This is a genomic window from Janthinobacterium sp. 17J80-10 (genome assembly GCF_004114795.1).
In the GTDB taxonomy this organism is placed as follows: domain Bacteria; phylum Pseudomonadota; class Gammaproteobacteria; order Burkholderiales; family Burkholderiaceae_D; genus Paucimonas.
Genome location: NZ_CP035311.1, coordinates 2,491,226 through 2,517,794, shown reverse-complemented (window position 1 = coordinate 2,517,794; position 26,569 = coordinate 2,491,226). Strand labels below are relative to the sequence as shown.

The window sequence follows — 26,569 nt, the reverse complement described above, 5'->3', positions numbered from 1 at the left end:
ATGCGTCACATTATTTCTGTATTGCTGGAAAACGAAGCAGGCGCCTTGTCCCGCGTGGTCGGCCTGTTTTCTGCGCGCGGTTACAACATCGAAACGCTGACCGTAGCGCCGACCGAAGACCCGACCCTGTCGCGCATGACCATTGCAACGACCGGTTCCGACGACGTGATCGAGCAGATCACCAAGCACCTGAACCGCCTGATCGAGGTGGTCAAGGTGGTGGATTTGACTGAAGGCGCGCATATCGAGCGCGAACTGATGCTGATCAAGGTGCGTGCGGTGGGCAAGGAACGTGAGGAAATGAAGCGCACCGCGGATATCTTCCGCGGACGCATCATCGATGTCACGGAAAAGACGTACACGATTGAGTTGACCGGCAACAAGGGCAAGCTCGACGCGTTCATTGATGCCATCGATCGCGGTGCGATCCTGGAAACCGTGCGTACGGGCGGTTCTGGCATCGGGCGCGGCGAACGGATTCTGAAAATCTAGTTGAACTGGTTGGTTCTATAGTGTTTAGTGTTGGGGACAGCGTGCAGCGGCCCCGCAAAATATAAATTTTTGAAAATTAGGAAAAGCAAATGAAAGTTTTTTACGATAAAGATTGTGACTTGTCGCTCATCAAAGGCAAGAATGTTGCCATCATCGGTTACGGTTCGCAAGGTCATGCACACGCACAAAACCTGAACGATTCCGGCGTCAATGTGACCGTCGGCCTGCGCAAGGGCGGTTCGTCCTGGACCAAGGTCGAGAAGGCCGGCCTGAAGGTCGCCGAAGTCAATGACGCAGTCAAGGCTGCCGACGTCATCATGATCTTGCTGCCGGACGAAAACATCGCCCAGGTCTACAACGAAAACGTCGCTCCTCACGCCAAGCAAGGCGCCGTCCTGGCCTTCGCCCACGGCTTCAACGTCCACTACGGCCAAGTTGTGCCGCGCGCCGACCTCGACGTCATCATGATCGCACCGAAGGCTCCGGGCCACACTGTGCGTGGTACCTACGCCCAGGGTGGCGGCGTGCCGCACCTGATCGCCGTGTACCAGGACAAGTCCGGCAATGCCCGCAATATCGCCCTGTCGTACGCCATGGCCAACGGCGGCGGCCGTGCCGGCATCATTGAAACCAACTTCCGTGAAGAAACCGAAACCGACCTGTTCGGCGAACAAGCCGTGCTGTGCGGCGGCGCCGTCGAACTGATCAAGGCCGGTTTCGAAACCCTGGTGGAAGCCGGTTATGCGCCGGAAATGGCTTACTTTGAATGCCTGCACGAACTGAAACTGATCGTCGACCTGATCTATGAAGGCGGTATCGCCAACATGAACTACTCGATCTCCAACAATGCCGAATACGGCGAGTACGTCACCGGCCCGCGCGTTGTCACCGAAGACACCAAGAACGCCATGCGTCAGTGCCTGAAGGACATCCAGACCGGCGAATACGCCAAGAGCTTCATCCTGGAAAACAAGGCCGGCGCACCGACCCTGATTTCCCGCCGCCGCCTGACTTCCGAGCACCAGATCGAGGAAGTTGGCGCCAAGCTGCGCGCGATGATGCCTTGGATCGCCAAGAACAAGCTGGTCGACCAGTCCAAGAACTAAGCAAAACTTTTGACCAACTGGCAACCAGTCTGGTTAAACTGAATGGGGCGTACAGGATGTACGCCCCTTTTTTACTGGAGGTTCGTGACGATGCGCCTGAATAAAATACTGGTGTTGCTGGCATGCGCCGCAACGATGTCGTTTGCGCAGGCCCAGGCTGGCGTACAGACCGCCGGTACCCTGGTTGTCGTGCCAGCGGAAGGTGAGGTGACACAGGTCAACGACGAAGCGCGCGCGACCTTCATGCTGGAAGAGCAGGACAAGGACAAAACGGTTGCTGCCTCGCGCGTGAACCTGAAGATGCGGCAGGGTACCGACATTCTCCGCAGCGCCGATCCGCAGGCGCGCCTGAAAACCCACGGTTACTACACCTACCCGATCTACAGCGACGAGCCGGTGCAGCCGCGCACGGGCAATGCGGGCAAGCTTCGGCAGCCAGTGGGATGGCGTGTCGGCCAGTATCTGGAAGTAAGGACCATCAACCTTGCGGCATTGCCGAAGACAGTCGCAGCAGCGCAAAAATTGCTGGCACTGAATGGCTTACAATTCGGTTTGAGTGACGCCGCGACGGCGAAGCTGGACCAGCAGCGCATTGAAGCCAGCTACAAGAACCTGAATGAACGCATCGCGGCAATCGCCAGGGCAATGGGCCGTCGGCCATCCGATGCCGTGCTGGAAATGATCGATTTCGAAGCGTCCGGTGCCTATGCGCCGCAGGCGGATATGGCGCGCGCCAAAACCATTGGTTTGGCATCCGCTTCAGCGCGGGAATCCGCGCCTGTCGAGGAGCCGAATTTCGAGCCCGGCGAGACGACGCTGCAGATGCGGGTAGTCGGTAAAGTAAAATTCAAATGAGGGGGAACGAATATGAAGCGTAAATTGCCAAGCGTGACACTCGCTGCAATTGTCGTTCTGGCCGGTGGATGTCAGCCGGCAGAGTCGCCACCGGATATCGCCAAGAGCCAGCGTGATGCGCTGGGCAAGGCAAAGGCAGTGGAAGGGGTTCTGCAGCAACAGGCGCAGGAACACCGGCAGGCTGCCGACGAGGCCAGCAAATGAATGGCCGCATGATCAGCCCGGCTCCCTGACTTCACATCGTATGCCGCCTTCGGCGAGGGCATACCATCACCACAGAATACTTATGGCACACTTTCCTCGACGTAAATCTCAAAAAAAGATTCCGTTGTTGCCGCGTCCGCGGCACCTCTTAAAGAACAAGCGCCTGGCCGAGCTGGAAACCCATCCGGAAGCAACGGAAGAAATCGGCCGGCCGAGCCTGCGCCGGCGCAGCATCTACCTGTTGCCGAACGCCTTTACCACGGCGGCGCTGTTTTGCGGCTTCTATGCCATCGTGATGGCGATGAACCTCAAATTCGACTATGCCGCGGTCGCCATTTTCGCCGCCATGGTGCTCGATGCCGTGGATGGCCGCGTGGCGCGCCTGACCCATACGCAAAGCGAGTTCGGCGCGCAGTACGACAGCCTGTCGGACATGGTGTCCTTTGGCGCCGCGCCGGCGCTGGTGGTGTATGTCTGGGCCCTGCGCGGGCTGGGTGATGCCGGCTGGGGCAAGCTGGGCTGGCTTGCGGCCTTCATTTATTGTGCCTGCGCCGCATTGCGGCTGGCGCGTTTCAATACGAATATCGGCGTGGTCGACAAGCGCTATTTCCAGGGATTGCCCAGCCCGGCGGCTGCGGCCCTGGTGGCAGGTTTCGTCTGGCTGATGGATGACCTGGGCGTGCCGCGCGCGGAGCTGAGCTGGATCGCATTCGGCATTACGCTCTATGCCGGCCTGACCATGGTGACCAACGTACCGTTCTATAGTTTTAAGGATATCAATTTCCGCAAGTCGGTGCCATTCATCGCGATTTTTGTCATCGTCCTGATTTTCGTGGCAGTGTCGAGCGATCCGCCCAAGGTGCTGTTCGGTATCTTCGTGCTGTACGGCTTGTCAGGATATGGCGTGTATTTCTGGCGCCTAGCCAAGGGCAAGCCTGTGAGCATCATCCAGACCAGAGATGAAACCCACGAGGAAAAATCTCCTGAAGAGAAGTAACAGAATCCTTGTTTTGCGTCAGATGAAACAGGTGGCCACGGCATTCTCCAGGTGCCATGATGGGATTTTCCATCACTAGAGGAGAATGTCATGGGGTTGCTGTCATTCATGAAAGAAGCCGGCGAAAAATTATTGCACGGTGGCCATCTCAAAGCCGAAGCGCCGCAGGATCAATCCGCCTCGGCTGACGCTGCTGCCACTTCGGGGCTGCGCGCCAAGGAGCAGGAACTGGAGCAGGCCATCCGCGATTACATCGCCGTCCAGCACCTGCCGACCGAGGGGGTGGATATTGCGTACGATTCTTCCAGCGCAACCGTCACGGTTTCGGGCACCGTGCCCGACCAGCAGGCAAAAGAAAAAATCCTGCTTTGCTGCGGCAATGTGCAGGGTGTGGCGCATGTCAACGATGAACTCAATGTCTCGCAAACCGAGGCGTCCCAGTCGCAATGGTATACCGTGCAAAGCGGCGATTCCCTGTCCAAGATTGCCAAGCAATTCTATGGCGACCCCAACAAGTACATGCTGATTTTCGAATCCAACCGGCCCATGCTGAGCGATCCGGACAAGATTTATCCTGGCCAGATGCTGCGCATTCCCGACCAGGCCTCCCTGCATTAACCTGTCGTTGCCGGCCGCGCCCGCACATGCGGGCGTTTTTTTGCGGCATTCAGGCGCAAAATTTCCTATCCATTACAATTCATGTATTCCCTGATGCAAGCTGTCGCCTGCCTCGGGTGAAGATGCTTGCCGCCGCTTTTTTTCATCGCGTTTTACCAGGAGCACACCATGGCCGATTCTTCCAGACTGATCATATTCGACACCACCCTGCGCGATGGCGAGCAATCTCCGGGCGCGTCGATGACCAAGGAAGAAAAAATCCGCATCGCCCGCCAGCTCGAACGGCTGAAGGTGGATGTGATCGAGGCAGGGTTCGCCGCATCTTCGCAGGGCGACTTCGAGGCGATCAAGGCGATTGCCGGCCTGATCAAGGATTCCACGGTATGTTCGCTGTCGCGCGCCAACGAGCGCGATATTGCGCGTGCCGCCGAAGCGCTCGCACCGGCCGCGCGCAAGCGTATCCATACCTTTATCGCGACGTCGCCGCTGCACATGGAAAAGAAGCTGCGCATGACGCCGGACCAGGTGCTGGAACAGGCAAAACAGGCTGTGCGTTACGCGCGCCAGTTTACCGATGATGTCGAGTTCAGCCCGGAAGACGGCAGCCGCTCCGACGTGGATTTCCTGTGCCGGGTGCTGGAGGCGGTAATCCGGGAGGGCGCCACGACCATCAACTTCGCCGATACGGTCGGCTATGGCGTGCCTGAGTTGTACGGCAACATGCTCAAGACCCTGCGCGAGCGCATCCCGAATTCGGACAAGGCGGTCTGGTCGGTGCATTGCCATAACGACCTGGGCATGGCAGTCGCCAATTCGCTTGCCGGCGTGATGATCGGCGGCGCGCGCCAGGTGGAGTGCACCATCAATGGCCTGGGCGAGCGGGCCGGCAATACGGCCCTGGAAGAAATCGTCATGGCCGTGCGCACCCGGCGCGACTACTTCAATCTCGACGTCGGCATCGATACCACGCAGATCGTGCCGACCTCCAAGCTGGTGTCGCAGATTACCGGCTTTGCCGTGCAGCCCAACAAGTCGGTGGTGGGCGCCAACGCGTTTGCCCACGCTTCCGGCATTCACCAGGACGGCGTGCTGAAGGCCCGCGATACGTATGAAATCATGCGCGCCGAAGACGTCGGCTGGAGCGCCAACAAGATCGTTCTGGGCAAGCTCTCAGGCCGCAATGCCTTCAAGCAGCGCCTGGACGAGCTGGGGATCCATCTCGATTCCGAAGCCGAGGTGAACGCGGCCTTCGCGCGCTTCAAGGACCTGGCCGACCGCAAGTCGGAAATCTTCGACGAAGACATCATGGCGCTGGTCGGCGATGAGCAGCAGTCGCACGAGCAGGAATACTTCCGTTTCGTTTCGCTGTCGCAGCACTCCGAAACCGGCGAGCGGCCGGTGTCGAAAGTCGTGTTTTCCATTGATGGCAAGGAAACGGCTGCCGAAGGGGAGGGCAATGGCCCGGTCGATGCCACGCTCAATGCCATCGAAGCCAAGGTGGGCAGCGGCGCCGAGCTGCTGCTGTTCTCGGTGAACGCGATCACCACGGGCACGCAGTCGCAAGGCGAGGTGACCATGCGCCTGTCCAAGGCGGGGCGCATCGTCAATGGCGTGGGCGCCGACCTGGATATCGTGGTGGCGTCGGCCAAGGCTTATCTGTCTGCCTTGAACAAGCTGCATTCCAAGGTCGAAAAGCTCAACCCGCAGCTGTAAGCGGTGGCGCGTTAACCCGAGTCGTTACCAGGGGGAGGGGGCGCCGAACACGTTCATGCCGCGGGAGCGGAAGTCGCGGGCATTTTCCATCTTGCGCACGATGCCGCTGCTGTCGAAGTGAACGTGCATCAGGGAATCCCAGATATCGTATTGCCGGTAAGGATAGGTCCAGACTTCCAGGCGCGACAGCCGCAGCCAGGTACGCTCGCTCGGGGCGCCGATCGCATGCAGCACGTCTTCCCGGGTCGCACTGTTCACTTTAATGGTGGAAAATTTTTCTTCCGTCAGTACCTGTTGAAAGGATACTAATTTACCATTGGCGTCCATCCGCGCCATCCAGGTTTCCTGGCCGTAGGGACCCGTCATATATTCCAGCAATTCCTCGCTGCCGAGCCGGTAGCGGTGGGTCGGCGTGCCACGGGCCGCCAGTACCTGTGCTTCCGAGTAGCCGATCGCAACCGGTTGCGGCAGGCTGCAAGCGCCCAGAAGCGCCAATACTGTCGCGCAGCCAGCTGCCGACAGGTGGCTGCGCCAGAGAAATTTGGGAAATCCCTGGAAAAACACGCTAAGTGTTTGAATGTTCAAGTGAATTCCTGTATACTTCGCCCTCTGGTCGATTTGACCAGTTTTTTTCATCATTTGTTCACGGTGTAAATGGGGTTGCGACTCCAGTCACCGCATGTGAAAGGTAATCATGTCTGTAGAAAACATCAACAAAGCCGCCATTATCGCGGACAACGCCCGCGGCCAAAACGATACCGGCTCGCCGGAAGTGCAAGTCGCCCTGCTGACCGCACGCATCAACGAACTCAACGGCCACTTCAAGGCCCACGCCAAGGATCACCACTCCCGCCGTGGCCTGATCATGATGGTCAACCGCCGCAAGAGCCTGCTGTCTTACCTGAAGGGCAAGGATGCCAATCGCTATCGCGCCCTGATCGAAAAGCTCGGCCTGCGCAAGTAATTCTTTGCGATATCCTGTTCCGAACTAGTCAGTCAATGCCCGCGTCAGTTCGCTGATGTGGGCATTTGTTTTTTGCGGATTCGGCAGGGCGTAGGACCGGTTGTAAAAAGCAGGTGATCCCAGGATGACTTGCTCGTGGTGAGGTGAACGACGGCCCCTGAAAATCCGTCGGCAAAAATAGAAAGGAAACACCGTGTTTAACAAAGTTACCAAGACCTTCCAGTACGGCCAGCATCAAGTCACCCTGGAAACCGGCGAAATCGCCCGCCAGGCTTCCGGTGCCGTACTGGTGTCGATCGAAGATACCGTCGTGCTCGCCACCGTGGTAGCCAAGAAGGATGCCAAGCCAGGCCAGGATTTCTTCCCGCTGACCGTCGACTATGTCGAGAAAACCTACGCTGCCGGCCGCATTCCCGGCGGCTTCTTCAAGCGCGAAGGCCGTCCTTCGGAAAAGGAAACCCTGACATCGCGCCTGATCGACCGTCCGATCCGCCCGTTGTTCCCTGAGGGCTACATGAATGAAGTCCAGGTGATCGTGCACGTGTTGTCGGTCAACCCGGAAATCGACCCGGACATCGCCGCCATGATCGGCACCTCGGCCGCCCTGAGCGTCTCCGGCATCCCTTTCAGCGGCCCGATCGGCGCCGCCCGCGTCGGCTACATCGATGGCCAGTACGTGCTGAACCCGACCGTGGCGCAACTGGCAAATTCGAAGCTCGACCTGGTGGTCGCCGGTACCGAGCAAGCCGTGCTGATGGTCGAGTCCGAAGCACAGCAGCTGTCGGAAGAAGTGATGCTGGGCGCGGTGGTGTACGGCCACGAACAGATGAAGGCTGTCATCGACGCCATCCATGAACTGGTGCGCGATGGCGGCAAGCCGGAAGTGCAGTGGAGCCCGGCGCCGAAGAATGAAGCGCTGATCGGCCGCGTGGCGCATTTCGCCGAAGCCAAGCTGCGCGAAGCCTACCAGACCAAGGACAAGCAGGCCCGTACCGCCAAGCTGAAGGACGTGACCTCCAGCGTGAATGCTGCGCTGGCCGCGGAAGCTGCCTCGATCGGCGCTGCCGCACCGGATTCGGCTGAAGTCGGCAATATCCTGTTCGACATGGAAGCCAAGATCGTGCGTTCGCAGATCCTCGAAGGCGAGCCGCGCATCGACGGCCGCGATACCCGCACCGTGCGTCCGATCTCGATCCGTACCGGCGTTTTGCCGCGTACCCACGGTTCGGCGCTGTTTACCCGTGGTGAAACCCAGGCGCTGGTCATTGCCACGCTCGGCACCGCGCGCGACGAACAGAAGATCGATGCGCTGATGGGCGAGTACAGCGACCGCTTCATGATGCATTACAACATGCCCCCGTTCGCCACCGGCGAAACCGGCCGCGTCGGCACCCCGAAGCGCCGCGAAATCGGCCATGGCCGCCTGGCCAAGCGTGCCCTGGTCGCTGCCTTGCCGGCGCCGGAAGAGTTCAGCTACTCGGTGCGCCTGGTGTCGGAAATCACCGAATCGAACGGTTCGTCGTCGATGGCATCCGTCTGCGGCGGCTGCCTGGCACTGATGGACGCTGGCGTGCCGATGACTTCGCACGTGGCCGGCATCGCCATGGGCCTGATCAAGGACGGCAGCAAATTCGCCGTCCTGACCGATATCCTGGGCGATGAAGATCACTTGGGCGACATGGACTTCAAGGTGGCCGGCACTGCCAATGGCATCACCGCGCTGCAGATGGACATCAAGATCCAGGGCATCACCAAGGAAATCATGCAGGTCGCACTGGCGCAAGCCCAGGAGGGCCGCCTGCATATCCTCGCCAAGATGCAGGAAGCCGTGCCAGCTGGCAAGGGTGAGCTGTCCGACTTCGCACCGCGCCTGATCACCATCAAGATCAATCCGGAAAAAATCCGTGACGTTATCGGCAAGGGCGGCGCCGTCATTCGCGCGCTGACCGAGGAAACCGGTACCCAGATCGACATCAGCGACGAAGGCGTGGTCACCATTGCTTCCGTCGATGCTTCGGCTGGCCAGGAAGCCAAGCGCCGCATCGAGGAACTGACCGCATCAGTCGAGGTGGGCAAGCTCTATGATGGCGTGGTCCTGAAGCTGCTGGACTTCGGCGCGATCGTGCAAGTCTTGCCAGGCAAGGATGGCTTGCTGCACATTAGCCAGATCGCCAACGAGCGCGTCAATGCCGTCGCCGACTACCTCAAGGAAGGCCAGGAAGTGCGCGTCAAGGTTCTGGAAACCGATGACCGTGGCCGCCTCAAGCTGTCGATGAAAGCCGTCGCTGCCGAAGAGGGCGCCGGCCAGGGCGAGCAAGTCCAGCCGCAGCAGTAAGCGCGCCAGTGAGTGCGCTGCCGCAGGCAGGCACGCATGAAATGCCCGGGCGCGTGCCCGGGCTTTTTTTTTGCATGGAGTGGAAACAATGATGAAGGCAATTGAAATCAGCCGGCCGGGCGCGCCCGAAGTCTTGCAATTGTGCGAGCGGCCAATGCCGGAACTGAAGGCTGGCGAAGTCCTGATCAAGGTCCATGCGGCGGGGGTGAATCGTCCTGATGTGCTGCAGCGCCTTGGCCGTTACCCGGTGCCGCCGGGCGCCTCCGATTTGCCCGGCCTGGAAGTGGCAGGCGAGATCGTTGCCGGCGAACTGGCGGGCAGCGGCTTTAATATGGGCGACATGGTATGCGCACTGGCGCAGGGTGGCGGCTATGCCGAGTATTGCGCAGTCCCGGTCGCGCAGTGCCTGCCGGTGCCGCATGGCTGGAGTGCGCAGGAGGCCGCTTCGCTGCCCGAAACGTTCTTTACGGTATGGAGCAATGTCTTCGACCGTGCCCATCTGGCAAAGGGCGAAACCCTGCTGGTGCAGGGCGGCAGTTCCGGCATCGGCGTTACCGCGATCCAGCTTGCCGCAGCGCTGGGGCATCGCGTCTTCGCCACCGCCGGCACGGAAGAGAAATGCCGCGCCTGTGAAGCCCTGGGGGCGGAAAAAGGCATCAACTACCGCAGCGAGGATTTTGTCGAGATGGTCAGGCAAGCCACGGCGGGCAAGGGCGTCGATGTCATTCTCGACATGGTGGGGGGCGACTATATCCCGCGCGAGATCGATGCCCTGGCCGACGATGGCCGAATCGTCATGATCGCCTTCCTGGGCGGCGCCAAAGGTACGGTCGACCTCGGCCAGGTGCTGCGCCGGCGCCTCACCTTGACCGGATCGACCCTGCGTCCGCGGCCGGTGGCATTCAAGGCCGCGATTGCCGCCAATCTGCGGGAAAAGGTATGGCCTTTGCTGGCATCCGGCAAGATCAGGCCAGTCATTCACAGCGTGTTCCCGCTTGAAAAGGCGGCCGAGGCCCATGCCTTGATGGAAAGCAGTGCTCATATCGGCAAGATCGTGTTGACTGTGGCGGCAGCGTAGGGCGGGGAAGCTTGCCGGGGCTCATGGCGACATGCCGGTTTGACCGGTTTTGCATCAACGGGCTACAATAGCGGGTTATTTTAAAAATGGTCTCATATGCGCCGAAAACTAGTCGCAGGTAACTGGAAAATGAATGGCAGCCTGGCCGCCAATGCGTCCCTGCTGGCCGGCCTCAAGGCTGGTTTGCAGGAAGGTTCCTGTGATGTTGCGGTGTGCGCGCCGGCCCCTTATTTGGCGCAGTGCCAGGCTGAGTTAAAAGGCAGCAGCATCGCCTGGGGCGCGCAGGATGTTTCCGTGCACGAGTCGGGTGCGTATACCGGCGAAGTGGCTGCATCGATGCTGCTGGATTTCGGCTGCACCTATGTCATCGTCGGGCATTCCGAGCGACGCGCGTATCATGGCGAAAGCAATGAGCTGGTGGCGCAAAAGACCGTGCGTGCGCTGGCTGCGGGTGTGACGCCGATTGTCTGCGTCGGCGAAACGCTGCAAGAGCGCGAGGCAGGGCAAACCGACCTGGTGGTTGGCGGCCAGGTCGATGCGGTCCTGGAAGCCCTGGATGCGGCGCAGTTGGGTCGTATCGTGCTGGCATATGAGCCAGTCTGGGCAATCGGCACCGGCAAGACGGCCACGCCAGGCATGGCGCAGGAAGTGCATGCCATGCTGCGTGCGCGGCTAAGCGCCAAGGATGCCGGTGTTGCGCAGAAAGTGCAGATTTTGTATGGCGGCAGCATGAAGCCGGATAACGCCAGGGAACTCCTGGCGATGCCGGATATCGATGGCGGCCTGGTAGGTGGCGCGGCTTTGAAAGCGGCGGATTTTCTGGCGATCATAGGCGCTGCCTGATCACTATTTTGACGATGCAGTATTAATTGCAATTGGAAGCGAATCGATGAATATTTTGTTTACGGTGGTTATTGTTGTCCAGGTCTTGTCTGCTCTGACAATCATTGGTCTGGTGTTGCTGCAGCATGGCAAGGGCGCAGATATGGGAGCGGCATTTGGCTCGGGTGCTTCGGGCAGCCTTTTCGGTGCGAGCGGATCGTCCAATTTCTTGTCCAAGTCGACCGGCGTTGCCGCGACTATTTTCTTTTGCGCAACTCTGGCACTTGCCTATATCGGTAACAAGCCCGGTGCAGTCAAGGGCGGCGTGATGGAAAACCTGCCAACCGCACCGGCGTCCACGAATACAGTTCCTGCGCCTGCGCAGCCGGCGCAAGGGGCTGCTCCAGCGCCGGCACCTGCAGCAGGTGCGCCGGCACCGGTCGCGCCAGCAAACCAGATACCAAAATAAGTTATCACTCAGAAATTCATTCATTGTTTTGTGGCAATGCGCATTGAATAAAGGTAGCAAAGCAGTTAAAATAGCAGGCTAATGCCGACGTGGTGAAATTGGTAGACACGCTATCTTGAGGGGGTAGTGGCGCAAGCTGTGCGAGTTCGAGTCTCGCCGTCGGCACCAATAAATAACAAGATCAAAAAGCCAGCAAGGATGCGTTGCCTATGCTGGCTTTTTATCGGGGAAATGGACGTTTGGCCCGTGGCGGCAAGTCGGGTCGTTCGTCTTCTGGATCAAACTATCTGCACGAGCACATACCGTGAACCTCGAAAATTACTTTCCCATCCTTTTGTTCATCCTGGTCGGTATCGGTGTCGGTATCGGGCCGCTGCTGCTGGGGCGCTTGCTGGGCCCGCACAGGCCGGATGCCGCGAAGTTGTCGCCGTACGAGTGCGGCTTCGAGGCGTTCGAAGATGCGCGCATGAAATTCGACGTGCGCTACTACCTCATCGCCATCCTCTTCATTCTGTTCGATCTCGAAACGGCATTCTTCTTCCCGTGGGGTGTCGCCATGCGCGATCTCGGCTGGGCCGGTTTCGTGACGATGATGGTGTTCATTGCCGAATTCGTGGTTGGATTTTGGTATATCTGGAAGAAAGGCGCCCTGAACTGGGAGTAAGTCATGGCTATTGAAGGCGTATTGAACGAAGGCTTTGTCACCACCACGGCCGACAAGCTGATCAACTGGGGCCGCACCGGCTCGCTGTGGCCGATGACCTTCGGCCTTGCCTGCTGTGCGGTGGAGATGATGCATGCGGGTGCGTCGCGCTATGACATGGACCGCTTCGGCGTGATTTTCCGTCCGTCGCCGAGACAAAGCGACGTCATGATCGTTGCCGGCACGCTGTGCAACAAGATGGCGCCGGCGCTGCGCAAGGTGTACGACCAGATGTCCGAGCCGCGCTGGGTGATCTCGATGGGTTCCTGCGCCAATGGCGGCGGTTACTACCATTACTCGTACTCGGTGGTGCGCGGTTGCGACCGCATCGTGCCGGTGGATGTGTACGTGCCGGGCTGCCCGCCGACAGCGGAAGCGCTGATCTACGGCATCATGCAGCTGCAAAACAAGATCAAGCGCACCAACACGATCGCCCGCTAGACGTAAAAGCATACTATGTCGACGAAACTAGAAACCCTTGAAGCCGCCTTGCGTAACGCGCTCGGCAGCCACCTGCAAAGCCTGAATGTCGCGCTGGGTGAAATCACCATCGTGGTCAATGCCGCCGACTACCTGGCGGCCATGCGCGTGCTGCGCGACCATGCCGACCTGCGTTTCGAGGAATTGATCGACCTGTGCGGCGTCGATTATTCAGCCTACGGCGATGGCATCTGGGAAGGCCCGCGCTTCGCTGCCGTCTCGCACCTGCTGTCGATCGAGCATAACTGGCGCGTGCGCGTGCGCGTGTTCGCGCCGGACGACGAGCTGCCTGTGGTGCCTTCCGTGAGCGATATCTGGAATGCCGCCAACTGGTACGAGCGCGAAGCGTTCGACGTCATGGGCATCCTGTTCGAAGGCCACGACGACCTGCGCCGCATCCTCACCGACTACGGCTTCATCGGCCACCCGTTCCGCAAGGATTTCCCGGTCAGCGGCTATGTCGAGATGCGCTACGATCCGGAGCAAAAGCGCGTGATCTACCAGCCGGTCACGATCGAGCCGCGTGAAATCACGCCGCGCGTGATCCGTGAAGAACAGTACGGGGTCAAATAATGGCTGACATCAAAAACTATACCCTCAACTTCGGGCCGCAGCATCCGGCCGCGCACGGCGTCTTGCGCCTGGTGCTGGAGCTCGACGGTGAAGTCATCCAGCGCGCCGATCCGCACATCGGCCTGTTGCATCGCGCCACCGAAAAGCTGGCGGAACAAAAGACTTTCCTGCAGTCGGTGCCCTACATGGACCGCCTCGACTACGTGTCGATGATGTGCAACGAGCACGGCTACGTGCTGGCGATCGAGAAGCTCCTGGGCCTCGAAGTGCCGTTGCGCGCGCAGTACATCCGCGTCATGTTCGACGAGATCACGCGCCTGTTGAACCACTTGCTGTGGCTGGGCGCGCATGCGCTCGACGTCGGCGCCATGGCGGTATTCCTGTATGCCTTCCGCGAGCGCGAAGACCTGATGGATTGCTACGAAGCGGTGTCGGGCGCGCGCCTGCATGCGGCCTACTACCGCCCGGGCGGCGTGTACCGCGACCTGCCGGACACCATGCCGCAATACCGCGCATCGATCATGCGCAATGAAAAGGCGATCCGCCAGATGAACGAGAACCGCCAGGGTTCGCTGCTGGACTTCATCGAGGATTTCACCAACCGTTTCCCGAAATACGTCGACGAATACGAAACCCTGCTGACCGACAACCGCATCTGGAAACAGCGCCTGGTCGGCGTCGGCGTGGTGTCGCCGGAGCGCGCCAAGGCGATGGGCTTCACCGGCGCCATGCTGCGCGGTTCCGGCGTCGAGTGGGACCTGCGCAAGAAGCAGCCCTACGAAGTCTACGACCTGCTGGACTTCGACATTCCGGTTGGCGTCAACGGCGACTGCTATGACCGCTACCTCGTGCGCGTCGAGGAAATGCGCCAGTCCAACCGCATCATCAAGCAATGCGTCGAGTGGCTGCGCAACAATCCGGGTCCGGTCATGACGGACAACCACAAGGTGGCGCCGCCGTCGCGCGTCGACATGAAGAGCAACATGGAAGAGCTGATCCACCACTTCAAGCTCTTTACCGAAGGTTTTCATGTGCCGCAAGGCGAAGCCTATGCCGCCATCGAGCATCCGAAGGGCGAATTTGGCATCTACCTGGTGTCGGATGGTGCCAACAAGCCCTACCGCATGAAAATCCGCGCACCGGGCTTTGCCCACCTGCAGGGCTTGAACGAGATGGCAAAAGGCCACATGATCGCCGACGCCGTGACGATCATCGGCACCCAGGATATCGTGTTTGGTGAGATCGACCGCTAAGGCGCGGCCGCTAATTGAGGCAGAAACGCAATGCTGTTATCAGAGCAATCGTACAAGAAGATCGATCGCGAGATCGCGAAATTCCCCGCTGACCAGCGGCAATCCGCCGTGATGGCGGCGCTGGCCATCGCGCAGAGCGAGCTGGGCTGGCTGCCGCCGGAAGTCATGCAGGAGCTTGCCGACTACATCCGCATGCCCGCCATCGCCGTGCAGGAAGTCGCGACCTTTTACGCCATGTACAACGTCAAGCCGGTCGGCAAGAACAAGGTCACGGTGTGCACCAACCTGCCGTGCGCGCTGTCGGGCGGCGTTGCCGCAGCCGAGTACCTGAAGAAGAAACTCGGCATCGATTTCAAGGAAACCACCGGCGACGGCCTGTTCACCTTGCAGGAAGGCGAATGCATGGGCGCCTGCGGCGACGCACCGGTGCTGATCGTCAATAACAAGCGCATGTGCAGCCACATGTCGAATGAAAAGCTCGACGCGCTGGTCGAGGAGCTGAAGAAATGACTTGCCTGCACGACCGTCACATCAATCCCCTGATCCTGGCTGGCCTGGATGGCCAGAACTGGCACCTGGCCGACTACGTCAAGCGCGGCGGCTACGAATCCCTGAAACGCATCCTGGCCGAGAAAATCACGCCGGAGCAGGTCATCGCCGAACTGAAGGCATCTTCGCTGCGCGGCCGCGGCGGCGCCGGTTTTCCCACCGGCCTGAAGTGGAGCTTCATGCCGCGCCAGTTCCCGGGACAAAAATACCTCGTCTGCAATACCGACGAAGGCGAGCCGGGCACCTTCAAGGACCGCGACATTATCCGCTACAACCCGCATGCCCTGATCGAAGGCATGGCGATCGGCGCGTATGCCATGGGCATCACCGCCGGTTACAACTATATCCACGGCGAGATCTGGTCCGAGTACGAGCGCTTCGAGGAAGCGCTGGAAGAGGCGCGCGCTGCCGGCTTCCTGGGCAACAATATCCAGGGCAGCGACTTCAGCTTCCAGCTGCATGCCTTCCACGGTTATGGCGCCTACATCTGCGGCGAAGAAACCGCGCTGCTGGAGTCGCTCGAAGGCAAGAAGGGCCAGCCGCGCTTCAAGCCGCCATTCCCGGCGAGCTTCGGTTTGTACGGCAAGCCGACCACCATCAACAATACCGAAACCTTCGCTGCAGTGCCCTTCATCATGAAGATGGGCGGTCCCGCTTATGCTGCGCTGGGCAAGCCGAACAATGGCGGCACCAAGATCTTTTCGATCTCGGGTGACGTCGAGCGTCCGGGCAATTATGAAATCCCGTTGGGCACGCCATTTGCCAAGCTGCTGGAACTGGCCGGTGGCATGCGCGGTGGCAAGAAGATCAAGGCCGTGATCCCGGGCGGCTCGTCTGCCCCCGTGATTACCGGCGAAGTCATGATGGCCACCGACATGGATTACGACTCGATCGCCAAGGCCGGCTCGATGCTGGGTTCGGGCGCCGTGATCGTGATGGACGAGACGCGCTGCATGGTCAAGTCGCTGCTGCGACTGTCGTACTTCTATTACGAGGAATCCTGCGGCCAGTGCACGCCGTGCCGCGAAGGCACCGGCTGGCTGTACCGCATGGTGCACCGGATCGAAAACGGCCAGGGCCGTCCGGAAGACCTGGACATGCTCAATACGATTGCCGACAACATCCAGGGCCGCACCATTTGCGCGCTGGGCGATGCGGCAGCCATGCCGGTGCGCGGCATGATCAAGAATTTCCGTGAAGAGTTTGCGTACCACATCGAGCACAAGCATTGCCTGGTGCCCGCTTACATTTAACAGATCCGGTGCGTTTCGCGCACCCTAGGGCGAAGATAAATAGCCATGGTTGAAATCGAAATTGACGGCAAGAAGGTAGAAGTGCAGGAAGGCAGCATGGTAATGGACGCTGCCAACAAGCTCGGCACTTACATCCCCCATTTCTGCTATCACAAGAAGCTCTCCATTGCGGCCAACTGCCGCATGTGCCTGGTCGAAGTCGAGAAGGCGCCCAAGCCCTTGCCGGCTTGCGCCACGCCTGTTACCGCAGGCATGATCGTGCGCTCCAACAGCAACAAGGCTGTTGCCGCGCAAAAGAGCGTGATGGAATTCCTGCTGATTAACCACCCGCTGGATTGCCCGATCTGCGACCAGGGCGGCGAATGCCAGTTGCAGGATCTGGCCGTCGGTTACGGCGGCTCGTCTTCGCGCTACGAAGAGGAAAAGCGCGTGGTGCCGCCGAAGGATGCCGGCCCGCTGATCTCCATGAAGGAGATGACCCGCTGCATCCACTGCACCCGCTGCGTGCGCTTTGGCCAGGAAATTGCCGGCGTCATGGAGTTCGGCATGCTGGGCCGCGGCGAGCACTCCGAGATTACTTCCTTCGTCGGCAAGACCGTCGATTCCGAATTGTCGGGCAACATGATCGACCTGTGCCCGGTCGGCGCCCTGACATCCAAGCCGTTCCGCTACAGCGCCCGCACCTGGGAATTGTCGCGCCGTAAGTCGGTCAGCCCGCATGACAGCCTCGGCAGCAACCTGCTGGTGCAGGTCAAGGGCAGCAAGGTCATGCGTGTTTTGCCTCTGGAAAACGACGACGTCAACGAATGCTGGATTTCCGACCGCGACCGCTTCGCCTATGAAGGCTTGAACAGCGAAGATCGCCTGACTGCGCCAATGATCAAGCAGGATGGCAAGTGGGTCGCCACCGACTGGCAGACTGCCCTCGAATACGTTGCCCATGGCTTGCGCAACATCCGCCATGAGCATGGCGCCGATGCCATCGCCGCCCTGGCTGCGCCGCATTCCACCCTGGAAGAATTGTCGCTGCTGCAGAAAGTCGTGCGCGGCCTTGGTTCCGACAACGTCGATTTCCGCCTGCGCCAGTCCGACTTCGTGCTGGACGGCCGGGTCACGCCGTGGCTGGGCATGTCGGTTGCCGAATTCGGCCAGCTGCGCCGCGCCTTCGTGATCGGCTCGTTCCTGCGCAAGGACCATCCGCTGCTGGCTGCGCGCCTGCGCCAGGCGGTCAAGCGCGGCGCCAAGGTCAGCATCCTGCACGGCAGCGATGACGATTTGCTGATGCCGGTGGCTAACAAGATGATTGCTGCGCCTTCCAGCTGGCTCGCGGCGCTGTCGCAAGTCGTGGCAGCCGTGGCCCAGGTCAAGGGCATCGCCGCACCCGCCGGCTTCGAGAATGTCGAAGCGTCGCCGGAAGCGCGCGCGATTGCCGAAAGCCTGCTGGCTGACGAGGCAACCGCGGTCCTGCTCGGCAATGCCGCCGCCCAGCATCCGCAAGCCGCGCTGCTGCATGCCGCCGCCGAGTGGATCGCCCAGAATACCAATGCCAAATTCGGTTACCTGACCGAAGGCGCCAACAGCGTCGGCGGTTACGTCGCTAATGCAATCCCGGGCAAGGGCGCCAATGCCCTGCAGGCGTTCGAACAACCGCGCAAGGCTTACCTGCTACTGAATGCCGAGCCGGAATACGACAGCTACAATCCGCAAGCCGCGCGTGCCGCGCTGGAACAGGCCGAAATGGTCGTGGTGATGTCGCCATTTGCGCACGGCAAGGACTATGCCGACGTGCTGCTGCCGACCGCACCGTTCTCGGAAACTTCCGGCACGTTCATCAGCGCCGAAGGCCGCGCGCAAAGCTTCAACGGCACCGTCAAGCCGCTGGGCGAGACGCGTCCGGGCTGGAAGGTGCTGCGCGTCCTGGGCAACCTGCTGGAGCTGGACGGATTCGATTACCAGTCTTCCGAAGCCATCCGCAATGAAATCCTTGGCACGGCAACGCCGGCCGACGCCGATGTGCGCAGCCGCCTGAACAACCTGACCGGCGCAGCGCCGCTGGCTGACCTGGCGGCAGACGCCGGCGTGCTGGAGCGCCTGGCCGATGTGCCGATCTATGCCACCGACGCCATCGTGCGCCGCGCCGCTTCGCTGCAGCAGACCGCTGACGCCACTGCGCCGGCAGCCTGGATTTCCGCAGCCCTGGCGCAAAAGCTGGGCGTCGAGGCGGGCGGCAGGATCAACGTCAGGCAAGGGCAGGGCAGCGCCGTCCTGGAGGTCGGCATCGCCCGCGGCTTGCCTGGCAATGTCGTGCGCGTGGCAGCGGCCCATGCCGCGACCGTGGGCCTCGGCGCCATGTTCGGTGAAATCAGCGTGGAGAAGGCATGATGGATCAAATTCTCGCAACCATGCATGCCCATGGCCAGACCTACCTCGGCGCATTCTGGCCGCTGGTGTGGAACATGGTGAAGATCGTCTGCGTCGTGCTGCCGCTGCTGGGGTGCGTCGCTTACCTGACCCTGTGGGAACGCAAGCTGATCGGCTGGATGCATATCCGCCTCGGCCCGAACCGCGTCGGTCCTGCAGGCCTCTTGCAGCCGATCGCCGATGCCGTGAAGATGCTGTTAAAGGAAATCCTGATTCCGGCCAAGGCCAACAAGGCATTGTTCGTGATCGCGCCGATCATGACCATCATGCCGGCGCTGGCCGCCTGGGCGGTGGTTCCCTTCGGTCCGGAACTGGCGCTGGCAAACATCAATGCCGGACTGCTGTTCGTCATGGCCATCACCTCGATGGAAGTGTACGGCGTGATCATTGCCGGCTGGGCATCCAACTCCAAGTACGCCTTCCTGGGCGCCATGCGTGCGTCCGCGCAGATGGTGTCCTATGAAATCGCCATGGGTTTTGCGCTGGTGATCGTCTTGATGGTGTCGGGCAGCCTGAACTTTTCCGAGATCGTCGCCATCCAGACCCGCGGCATGTTCGCCGACATGGGCCTGAATTTCCTTTCCTGGAACTGGCTGCCGCTGCTGCCGATTTTCGTGATCTACGTGATCTCGGGCATCGCTGAAACCAACCGCCACCCGTTCGACGTGGTGGAAGGCGAGTCGGAGATTGTCGCCGGCCACATGGTCGAATATTCGGGCATGGGCTTTGCGATCTTCTTCCTGGCGGAATACGCCAACATGATCCTGATCTCGGCATTGGCATCGCTGATGTTCCTGGGTGGCTGGGATGCGCCGTTCGCCTTCCTGTCGTTCATCCCGGGCTGGATCTGGCTGGGTATCAAGACTTTCTTCGTGGTGTCGATGTTCATCTGGGCGCGCGCATCGTTCCCGCGTTATCGCTATGACCAGATCATGCGCCTGGGCTGGAAGGTATTCATTCCGCTGACCCTGGCCTACCTGGTGATCGTGGCCGGCTGGATCCTGTCGCCATGGAACATCTGGAAATAAAGGTTCACTGAAATGGAAGCCATCAAAGATTTTTTCAGCAGCCTGATGCTGCGCGAGCTGGTCAAGGGCCTGGCCCTGACCGGTCGCTACCTGTTCGCCCGCAAGATCACCATCCTGTTCCCGGAAGAGAAGACGCCAATGTCGCCGCGCTTTCGTGGCCTGCATGCGCTGCGCCGTTATCCGAATGGCGAAGAGCGCTGCATTGCCTGCAAATTGTGCGAAGCGGTCTGCCCGGCCATGGCGATCACGATCGAGTCGGAACAGCGTGACGACGGCAGCCGCCGCACCACGCGTTACGACATCGACCTGACCAAGTGCATCTTCTGCGGCTTCTGCGAAGAGTCGTGCCCGGTCGATTCGATCGTGGAAACGCATCACCTGGAATACCACGGCGAAAAGCGCGGCGACCTTTACTACACGAAGGAAATGCTGCTGGCCGTGGGCGACCGCTATGAAAAAGAAATCGCCGCGAACCGCGCGGCCGATGCCGCCTACCGCTGATCGGGAACTTCGACAAGTGAAGACGGCTTCGAAAAAATAACTTATCTGGCCCAATATGGAATTTACCACTGCACTGTTTTACGCATTCTCGGCAATCATGATCATTGCCGCGCTTCGCGTCATCACTTCCCGTAACCCGGTCCACTCGGCCCTGTTCCTGGTGCTGTCCTTCTTTTCCGCATCGGCGATCTGGCTGCTGCTGAAAGCCGAGTTCCTTGCCATCGTGCTGGTGCTTGTCTATGTCGGCGCGGTCATGGTGCTCTTCATGTTCGTGGTGATGATGCTGGACATTAACCTCGAGAAGCTGCGCGAGGGCTTCTGGGGCTACCTGCCGCTGGCGGCGGGCATTGGCGTGGTCATCGTGCTGCAGATGGCGGCAGTCATCTGGCGCGGCTTCCTGCGGCCGGACCAGCTGGTGCCGGCGGCGTCGGACACCATCGGCACGACCAAGGCGCTGGGCATGCTGATCTATACCCAGTACATCTATGCATTCGAAGTCGCTGCGGTGATCCTGCTGGTGGCAATCATCGCCGCCGTTGCGCTGACGCTGCGTCGCCGCAAGGACAGCAAGTATTACGATCCGGCAGCCGCAGTCAGGGTCAAGGCCGCCGACCGCGTGCGCATCGTCAAGATGAAAGCCGAGTCCAATCGCGACAATGACCAACCCGCCGCACCCGCGGCAGAACAGAAATAAGGGGAGGGACCATGGGCTTGTCACTCGCGCATTTCCTGGTGCTTGGCGCCATCCTGTTTGCGATTTCCGTCGTCGGCATTTTCCTGAACCGGAAAAACATCATCATCCTGCTGATGGCAATCGAATTGATGCTGCTGGCCGTGAACATGAATTTCATCGCGTTTTCCCATTACCTGGGTGATGCGGCCGGGCAGATCTTCGTTTTCTTCATCCTGACCGTTGCCGCGGCCGAATCCGCGATCGGCCTGGCTATCCTCGTGGTGCTGTTCCGTAACCAGGACACCATCAATGTTGAAGATCTCGATACCCTCAAGGGTTAACCATAATTAACGATAAGGTCGAACATGGCGGGGCAACTCAACCCTAACCTCCTACTTGCCGTACCACTGGCGCCGCTGGCCGGCTCCGCAATTGCGGGCCTCCTTGGCACCAGGTTCTTCGGCAATGTAATTGGTCGCAAGACTTCCCATACCGTTACCATCCTGGGCGTGCTGGTGGCGTTCCTGATCTCGGTGCAGACGCTGCTGGCGGTGCTGGATGGCGCCACCTACAATGGCTCGGTCTACGAATGGATGACCGTGGCAGGCCTGAAGCTGGAAGTCGGCTTCCTGGTCGACAGCCTGACGGCGATGATGATGTGCGTGGTGACCTTCGTGTCGCTGATGGTGCACATCTACACGATCGGCTACATGGCCGAGGATGAAGGCTACAACCGCTTCTTCTCGTACATCTCGCTGTTCACCTTCTCGATGCTGATGCTGGTCATGAGCAACAACTTCCTGCAGCTGTTCTTCGGCTGGGAAGCGGTGGGCCTAGTGTCGTACCTGCTGATCGGCTTCTGGTACACCCGTCCGACGGCGATCTACGCCAACATGAAGGCCTTCCTGGTCAACCGCGTCGGCGACTTCGGCTTCATCCTCGGCATCGGCCTCCTGCTGGCGTATGCCGGCTCGATGGATTACAACGAAGTCTTCGCCAAGCGCGAGCAGCTGGCAACCCTGACATTGCCGGGCACCGACTGGATGCTGCTGACGGTGGCCTGCATCTGCCTGTTCATCGGCGCGATGGGCAAGTCGGCGCAGTTCCCGCTGCACGTGTGGCTGCCGGACTCGATGGAAGGCCCGACGCCGATCTCGGCGCTGATCCACGCCGCAACCATGGTTACCGCCGGCATCTTCATGGTCGCGCGCATGTCGCCGCTGTTCGAGCTGTCCGACACCGCCTTGTCGTTCATCATCGTGATCGGCTCCATCACGGCGCTGTTCATGGGTTTCCTGGGCATCATCCAGAACGACATCAAGCGCGTGGTGGCGTATTCGACGCTGTCGCAGCTGGGCTACATGACCGTGGCGCTGGGCGCGTCGGCCTACTCGGTCGCCGTATTCCACCTGATGACCCACGCGTTCTTCAAGGCGCTGCTGTTCCTCGGCGCCGGCGCCGTCATCATCGGCATGCACCATGACCAGGACATCCGCAATATGGGCGGCCTGCGCAAGTACATGCCGATTACCTGGATCACCTCGCTGCTGGGTTCGCTGGCCCTGATCGGCACGCCGTTCTTCTCGGGCTTTTACTCGAAGGACAGCATCATCGAAGCCGTGCGTGAGACGCATATCGCAGGTTCCGGTTTCGCCTATTTCGCCGTGATGGCAGGCGTCTTCGTCACCGCTTTCTACTCGTTCCGCATGTATTTCCTGGTGTTCCATGGCGAAGAGCGTTTCGGCAAGGCGCATCACGACCATCACGGCGACCATGCCGATGAAGAAGTCGCCGCAGACCACCACCATGGCCTGGCCCCGGGCGAGAAGCCGCACGAGGCGCCGCTGGTGGTGACGCTGCCGCTGATCCTGCTGGCAATTCCATCCGTACTGATCGGCTTTTTCACGGTCGGCCCGATGCTGTTCGGCGACTTCTTCAAGAATGTCATCTTCGTCAACCCGGCCCATCCGGCGATGGCTGAACTAGCGCACGAATTCCATGGTGCGGTGGCAATGGGCCTGCATGCCTTCACTACGCCGGTGTTTGCGCTGGCTGCGGGCGGCGTGGCGGCGGCATACTACTGCTACATGGTCAATCCGAGGGTGCCAGCCTGGTTCTACGCCAAGTTCCACGCAGTGCATACGCTGCTGGACAACAAGTACTACATGGACAAGTTCAATGAAGTGGTGTTTGCCGGCGGCGCGCGCGCACTGGGCGGCGGCTTGTGGAAGGTGGGCGACCGCGGCCTGATCGACGGCCTGATCGTCAACGGCAGCGCCCGCGTGGTCGAATGGTTTGCCCGTATCACGCGCCATTTCCAGTCCGGTTACATCTACCACTACGCCTTCGTGATGATCCTTGGCGTGCTGGGCTTCCTGATCTGGTTCTTGCCGTTCCCGTTTGCCAAATAAAGACCCAGCAAAATAAAAAGTGCTTATGATGCAGTCAACTATCCCCCTCCTGAGCCTGGCGATCTGGTGTCCGATCGCATTTGGCGCCTTCATCCTGGCATTCGGCCGTGACGATAACCCGGCGCTGGCGCGCGGCGTGGCGCTGATCGGCGCGCTCGTCAGCTTCCTGGTGACGCTGCCGATCGTCGCGCAATTCGACAATGCCGCCCATGGCATGCAGTTTGTCGAAAAATTCGCCTGGATCGAGCGCTTCAACATCTTCTATTCGCTTGGCATCGACGGCATTTCGCTGTGGTTCGTGCCGCTGACCGCCTTCATCACCGTGCTGGTGGTGCTGGCCGCCTGGGAAGTCATCGAGAGCCGCGTCTCGCAATACATGGGCGCCTTCCTGATCCTGTCGGGCCTGATGATCGGCGTCTTTTGCGCGCTCGACGGCATCCTGTTCTATGCCTTCTTCGAAGCCACCCTGATCCCGATGTTCATCATCATCGGCGTCTGGGGCGGGCCGAACCGCGTGTATGCGGCAATCAAGTTCTTCCTGTACACCTTCCTCGGCTCGCTGCTGATGCTGGTGGCGCTGCTTTACCTGTATTTCGCGTCGCACGGCAGCTTCGACATCCTGGCATGGCACAAGCTGCCGCTGCCGATCGGCGCACAGATCCCCATCTTCCTGGCTTTCATGATGGCGTTCGCGGTCAAGGTGCCGATGTGGCCGGTGCATACCTGGCTGCCGGATGCCCACGTCGAGGCGCCCACCGGCGGCTCGGTGGTGCTGGCAGCCATCATGCTGAAACTCGGCGGCTACGGCTTCCTGCGTTTCTCGCTGCCGATCGCCCCGGACGCCAGCCACCAGTTGTCCTGGCTGGTCATCACGCTGTCGCTGATCGCCGTGATCTACATCGGCCTGGTCGCGCTGGTGCAGAAGGACATGAAGAAGCTGGTGGCGTATTCGTCGATTGCGCACATGGGCTTCGTCACCCTCGGCTTCTTCGTCTTCAATGACATGGGCGTGCAGGGCGGCATCGTGCAGATGATTTCGCACGGCTTCGTTTCCGGCGCAATGTTCCTGTGTATCGGCGTGCTGTACGACCGCGTGCATAGCCGCGAGATCGCCGATTACGGCGGGGTGGTCAATACCATGCCGCGTTTCGCCGCCTTCTTCGTGCTGTTCTCGATGGCCAACTGCGGCTTGCCGGCGACTTCCGGCTTCGTCGGCGAGTTCATGGTGATCCTGGGCGCAGTCGAGTTCAATTTCTGGATCGGCGTGCTGACGGCGACCGCCCTGATCCTCGGCGCCGCCTACTCGCTGTGGCTGGCCAAGCGGGTGATTTTCGGTGACGTCTGCAATGCGCATGTCGCCGCGCTGACAGACCTGAACAAGCGCGAGTTCCTGATTCTCGGCGTGCTGGCGATTGCCGTGCTGGTGATGGGCCTGTACCCGGCGCCGTTCACCGATGCGATGCAGACATCGGTGACCGACCTGCTCAAGCATGTCGCCACCTCGAAACTGAATTAAAACAAGCGATGCTGTCGCCCAATAAGTGAATAACATGAATCTGATCCCGGTCTATCCCGAAATCTTCCTGCTAATCGCCGCCTCGGCGATCCTGCTGATCGACATGTTCCTGCCGGATGCCAAGCGCAACATCACCTACATGCTGTCGCTGGCGGCGCTGGCGGTGTGCGCGGCCCTGAGCCTGTATTCCTTCGAAGCCGGCGCGGTCACCTACACGTTCAACAACATGTTCGTGTCGGATCCGATGTCGCATCTGCTCAAGCTGTTCTCGTACCTTGCCGTTGGCGTGACGCTGGTGTACTCGCGCCAGTATGTGGTCCAGCGCGGCATGGCCAGCGGTGGCACTCTCGGCGGCGAGTACTACGTGCTGGCGCTGTTCTGCCTGCTCGGCCAGATGGTCATGATCTCGGGCACCAGCTTTTTGTCGATCTACCTCGGCCTGGAACTGATGTCGCTGTCGCTGTACGCGCTGGTGGCGCTGCGCCGCAATGACGCCGTGGCGACCGAGGCAGCCATGAAGTATTTCGTGCTGGGCGCGCTGGCTTCCGGTTTCCTGCTGTACGGCATGTCGATGCTGTATGGCGCCACCGGTTCGCTGGAAATCAATGCGGTTGCCAAGGCGACCGTCTCGGGCACCATCAAGCCGACCGTGCTCGTGTTCGGCATCGTCTTCCTGGTGGCCGGCCTTGCGTTCAAGCTGGGCGCCGTGCCGTTCCACATGTGGGTGCCGGACGTCTACCAGGGTGCGCCGACACCGGTCACGCTGCTGCTGGGCGCCGCGCCGAAGCTGGCGACCTTCGCCATCTGCGTGCGCCTGCTGGTGGAAGGCTTGCTGCCGCTGGCCTTCGACTGGCAGCAGATGCTGCTGGTGCTGGCCGTGCTTTCTCTGGCCATCGGTAATATCACCGCAATCGCCCAGACCAACCTCAAGCGCATGCTGGCGTACTCGACCATTTCGCACATGGGCTTTGTCCTGCTGGGCCTCCTGTCCGGGGTGGTTGACCAGAAAAGCACCGGCGCTGTCAGCGCCTATGGCGCATCGATGTTCTATGCGATCACCTATGTGCTGACCACCCTGGGCAGCTTCGGCATCGTCATCCTGCTGTCGCGCGCCGGCTTCGAGGCTGACAAGCTGGAAGACCTGAAGGGCCTGAACCAGCGCAGCCCGTGGTTTGCCCTGGTGATGCTGATGCTGATGTTTTCGCTGGCGGGCGTGCCGCCGATGGTCGGCTTTTACGCCAAGCTGTCGATCCTGCAGGCGGTCCTGGCAAGCGGTCAGATCTGGCTGGCGATCTTTGCCGTCATGGCTTCGCTGATCGGTGCGTTCTACTACCTGCGCGTGGTCAAGCTGATGTATTTCGATGCCCCGGTGGACACCGCGCCAATCGTCGCCACGAATGACATGCGCTTTACGCTCAGCCTGAACGGCGCTGCCATGCTGGTGCTGGGTATCTTGCCAGGCGGCTTGATGGCGATCTGCGAAAGCGCGATCGGCCAGTCGATCGGCCATGCCCTGAAAAATATCGCCAGCATCGCGGCCTGATCGCGGCACAAG

At 60.4% G+C, this 26,569-nt stretch carries 27 protein-coding genes and 1 tRNA gene; 27 read left to right on the top strand and 1 reads right to left on the bottom strand.

All coding sequences use genetic code 11. The features are described from left to right. The 7 genes from ilvN (at position 1) to EKL02_RS11245 (ending at position 5,985) form a co-directional block, all read left to right on the top strand. Positions 1–492 carry an acetolactate synthase small subunit gene (gene ilvN, locus EKL02_RS11275; protein WP_128902141.1) on the top strand — a complete coding sequence of 164 codons (492 nt, stop codon included), beginning with the start codon at positions 1–3 and terminating at the stop codon, positions 490–492. 89 nt (positions 493–581) lie between these two features. Then, positions 582–1,598 carry a ketol-acid reductoisomerase gene (gene ilvC / locus EKL02_RS11270; RefSeq protein WP_128902140.1) on the top strand — a complete coding sequence of 339 codons (1,017 nt, stop codon included), beginning with the start codon at positions 582–584 and terminating at the stop codon, positions 1,596–1,598. 90 nt (positions 1,599–1,688) lie between these two features. Continuing rightward, positions 1,689–2,453: an SIMPL domain-containing protein gene (locus EKL02_RS11265; protein ID WP_128902139.1), complete on the top strand. Its 765-nt coding sequence runs from the start codon at positions 1,689–1,691 to the stop codon at positions 2,451–2,453. Between the two features lie 12 nt (positions 2,454–2,465). Beyond that, complete coding sequence (locus tag EKL02_RS11260) at positions 2,466–2,657, top strand: hypothetical protein (protein WP_128902138.1); 192 nt, start codon at positions 2,466–2,468, stop codon at positions 2,655–2,657. Positions 2,658–2,739: 82 nt separating this feature from the next. Continuing rightward, a complete protein-coding gene (pssA, locus tag EKL02_RS11255) occupies positions 2,740–3,654 on the top strand; it encodes a CDP-diacylglycerol--serine O-phosphatidyltransferase (RefSeq protein WP_128902137.1) in 915 nt (304 codons plus the stop codon). Between the two features lie 90 nt (positions 3,655–3,744). After that, complete coding sequence (lysM, locus tag EKL02_RS11250; protein WP_128902136.1) at positions 3,745–4,272, top strand: peptidoglycan-binding protein LysM; 528 nt, start codon at positions 3,745–3,747, stop codon at positions 4,270–4,272. A gap of 168 nt (positions 4,273–4,440) precedes the next feature. Then, entirely contained in the window at positions 4,441–5,985 is a 1,545-nt protein-coding gene (locus EKL02_RS11245) for a 2-isopropylmalate synthase (protein ID WP_128902135.1), read from the top strand. Positions 5,986–6,009: 24 nt separating this feature from the next. On the opposite strand, the gene EKL02_RS11240 is transcribed toward EKL02_RS11245, so the two are convergent. Beyond that, complete coding sequence (locus tag EKL02_RS11240; protein WP_241687695.1) at positions 6,010–6,570, bottom strand: hypothetical protein; 561 nt, start codon at positions 6,568–6,570, stop codon at positions 6,010–6,012. A gap of 109 nt (positions 6,571–6,679) precedes the next feature. On the opposite strand from EKL02_RS11240, the gene rpsO reads away from it, so the two are divergent. The 20 genes from rpsO to nuoN all read left to right on the top strand — a co-directional run bounded on the left by rpsO (position 6,680) and on the right by nuoN (position 26,557). Beyond that, positions 6,680–6,949, top strand: coding sequence for a 30S ribosomal protein S15 (gene rpsO / locus EKL02_RS11235; RefSeq protein WP_119784235.1), 270 nt, complete (start codon positions 6,680–6,682; stop codon positions 6,947–6,949). Positions 6,950–7,142: 193 nt separating this feature from the next. After that, positions 7,143–9,284, top strand: a complete 2,142-nt coding sequence (gene pnp / locus EKL02_RS11230) for a polyribonucleotide nucleotidyltransferase (RefSeq protein ID WP_128902134.1) — start codon at positions 7,143–7,145, stop codon at positions 9,282–9,284. A gap of 91 nt (positions 9,285–9,375) precedes the next feature. Then, positions 9,376–10,362: an NAD(P)H-quinone oxidoreductase gene (locus EKL02_RS11225; protein WP_128903476.1), complete on the top strand. Its 987-nt coding sequence runs from the start codon at positions 9,376–9,378 to the stop codon at positions 10,360–10,362. Positions 10,363–10,458: 96 nt separating this feature from the next. Continuing rightward, on the top strand, positions 10,459–11,205 hold the full coding sequence (gene tpiA / locus EKL02_RS11220; protein WP_128902133.1) for a triose-phosphate isomerase: 747 nt from the start codon (positions 10,459–10,461) through the stop codon (positions 11,203–11,205). A 46-nt stretch (positions 11,206–11,251) separates the two neighbouring features. Next, on the top strand, positions 11,252–11,653 hold the full coding sequence (gene secG / locus EKL02_RS11215) for a preprotein translocase subunit SecG (RefSeq protein WP_128902132.1): 402 nt from the start codon (positions 11,252–11,254) through the stop codon (positions 11,651–11,653). An 83-nt stretch (positions 11,654–11,736) separates the two neighbouring features. Beyond that, a tRNA-Leu gene (locus EKL02_RS11210) sits at positions 11,737–11,821 on the top strand. Between the two features lie 136 nt (positions 11,822–11,957). After that, positions 11,958–12,317, top strand: coding sequence for an NADH-quinone oxidoreductase subunit A (gene ndhC, locus EKL02_RS11205; protein ID WP_128902131.1), 360 nt, complete (start codon positions 11,958–11,960; stop codon positions 12,315–12,317). Between the two features lie 3 nt (positions 12,318–12,320). After that, the gene (locus tag EKL02_RS11200) at positions 12,321–12,797 is read left to right on the top strand and encodes an NADH-quinone oxidoreductase subunit B (protein ID WP_128902130.1); all 477 of its coding nucleotides are present in this window, start codon (positions 12,321–12,323) and stop codon (positions 12,795–12,797) included. A gap of 15 nt (positions 12,798–12,812) precedes the next feature. Beyond that, the gene (locus EKL02_RS11195) at positions 12,813–13,409 is read left to right on the top strand and encodes an NADH-quinone oxidoreductase subunit C (RefSeq protein WP_128902129.1); all 597 of its coding nucleotides are present in this window, start codon (positions 12,813–12,815) and stop codon (positions 13,407–13,409) included. After that, complete coding sequence (locus tag EKL02_RS11190) at positions 13,409–14,662, top strand: NADH-quinone oxidoreductase subunit D (RefSeq protein WP_128902128.1); 1,254 nt, start codon at positions 13,409–13,411, stop codon at positions 14,660–14,662. The genes EKL02_RS11195 and EKL02_RS11190 overlap by 1 nt, the downstream gene beginning before the upstream one ends. A gap of 30 nt (positions 14,663–14,692) precedes the next feature. Continuing rightward, complete coding sequence (gene nuoE / locus EKL02_RS11185; protein ID WP_128902127.1) at positions 14,693–15,172, top strand: NADH-quinone oxidoreductase subunit NuoE; 480 nt, start codon at positions 14,693–14,695, stop codon at positions 15,170–15,172. After that, entirely contained in the window at positions 15,169–16,464 is a 1,296-nt protein-coding gene (gene nuoF, locus EKL02_RS11180; protein WP_128902126.1) for an NADH-quinone oxidoreductase subunit NuoF, read from the top strand. Before nuoE ends, nuoF begins: the two co-directional genes overlap by 4 nt. A 45-nt stretch (positions 16,465–16,509) precedes the next feature. Continuing rightward, positions 16,510–18,846 (top strand): NADH-quinone oxidoreductase subunit NuoG, encoded by a 2,337-nt coding sequence (nuoG, locus tag EKL02_RS11175; RefSeq protein ID WP_128902125.1) that lies wholly within the window; start codon positions 16,510–16,512, stop codon positions 18,844–18,846. Continuing rightward, positions 18,846–19,913 carry an NADH-quinone oxidoreductase subunit NuoH gene (gene nuoH, locus EKL02_RS11170; RefSeq protein WP_128903475.1) on the top strand — a complete coding sequence of 356 codons (1,068 nt, stop codon included), beginning with the start codon at positions 18,846–18,848 and terminating at the stop codon, positions 19,911–19,913. Before nuoG ends, nuoH begins: the two co-directional genes overlap by 1 nt. Positions 19,914–19,925: 12 nt before the next feature. After that, positions 19,926–20,414, top strand: coding sequence for an NADH-quinone oxidoreductase subunit NuoI (gene nuoI, locus EKL02_RS11165; RefSeq protein ID WP_128902124.1), 489 nt, complete (start codon positions 19,926–19,928; stop codon positions 20,412–20,414). 55 nt (positions 20,415–20,469) lie between these two features. Further along, positions 20,470–21,108 carry an NADH-quinone oxidoreductase subunit J gene (locus EKL02_RS11160; protein WP_128902123.1) on the top strand — a complete coding sequence of 213 codons (639 nt, stop codon included), beginning with the start codon at positions 20,470–20,472 and terminating at the stop codon, positions 21,106–21,108. 11 nt (positions 21,109–21,119) lie between these two features. Continuing rightward, positions 21,120–21,428, top strand: a complete 309-nt coding sequence (gene nuoK, locus EKL02_RS11155; protein ID WP_128902122.1) for an NADH-quinone oxidoreductase subunit NuoK — start codon at positions 21,120–21,122, stop codon at positions 21,426–21,428. 24 nt (positions 21,429–21,452) lie between these two features. After that, on the top strand, positions 21,453–23,498 hold the full coding sequence (gene nuoL, locus EKL02_RS11150; RefSeq protein WP_128902121.1) for an NADH-quinone oxidoreductase subunit L: 2,046 nt from the start codon (positions 21,453–21,455) through the stop codon (positions 23,496–23,498). Between the two features lie 25 nt (positions 23,499–23,523). Further along, the gene (locus EKL02_RS11145) at positions 23,524–25,014 is read left to right on the top strand and encodes an NADH-quinone oxidoreductase subunit M (protein WP_128902120.1); all 1,491 of its coding nucleotides are present in this window, start codon (positions 23,524–23,526) and stop codon (positions 25,012–25,014) included. A 34-nt stretch (positions 25,015–25,048) separates the two neighbouring features. After that, positions 25,049–26,557, top strand: coding sequence for an NADH-quinone oxidoreductase subunit NuoN (gene nuoN, locus EKL02_RS11140; protein WP_128902119.1), 1,509 nt, complete (start codon positions 25,049–25,051; stop codon positions 26,555–26,557). Positions 26,558–26,569: the final 12 nt, after the last annotated feature.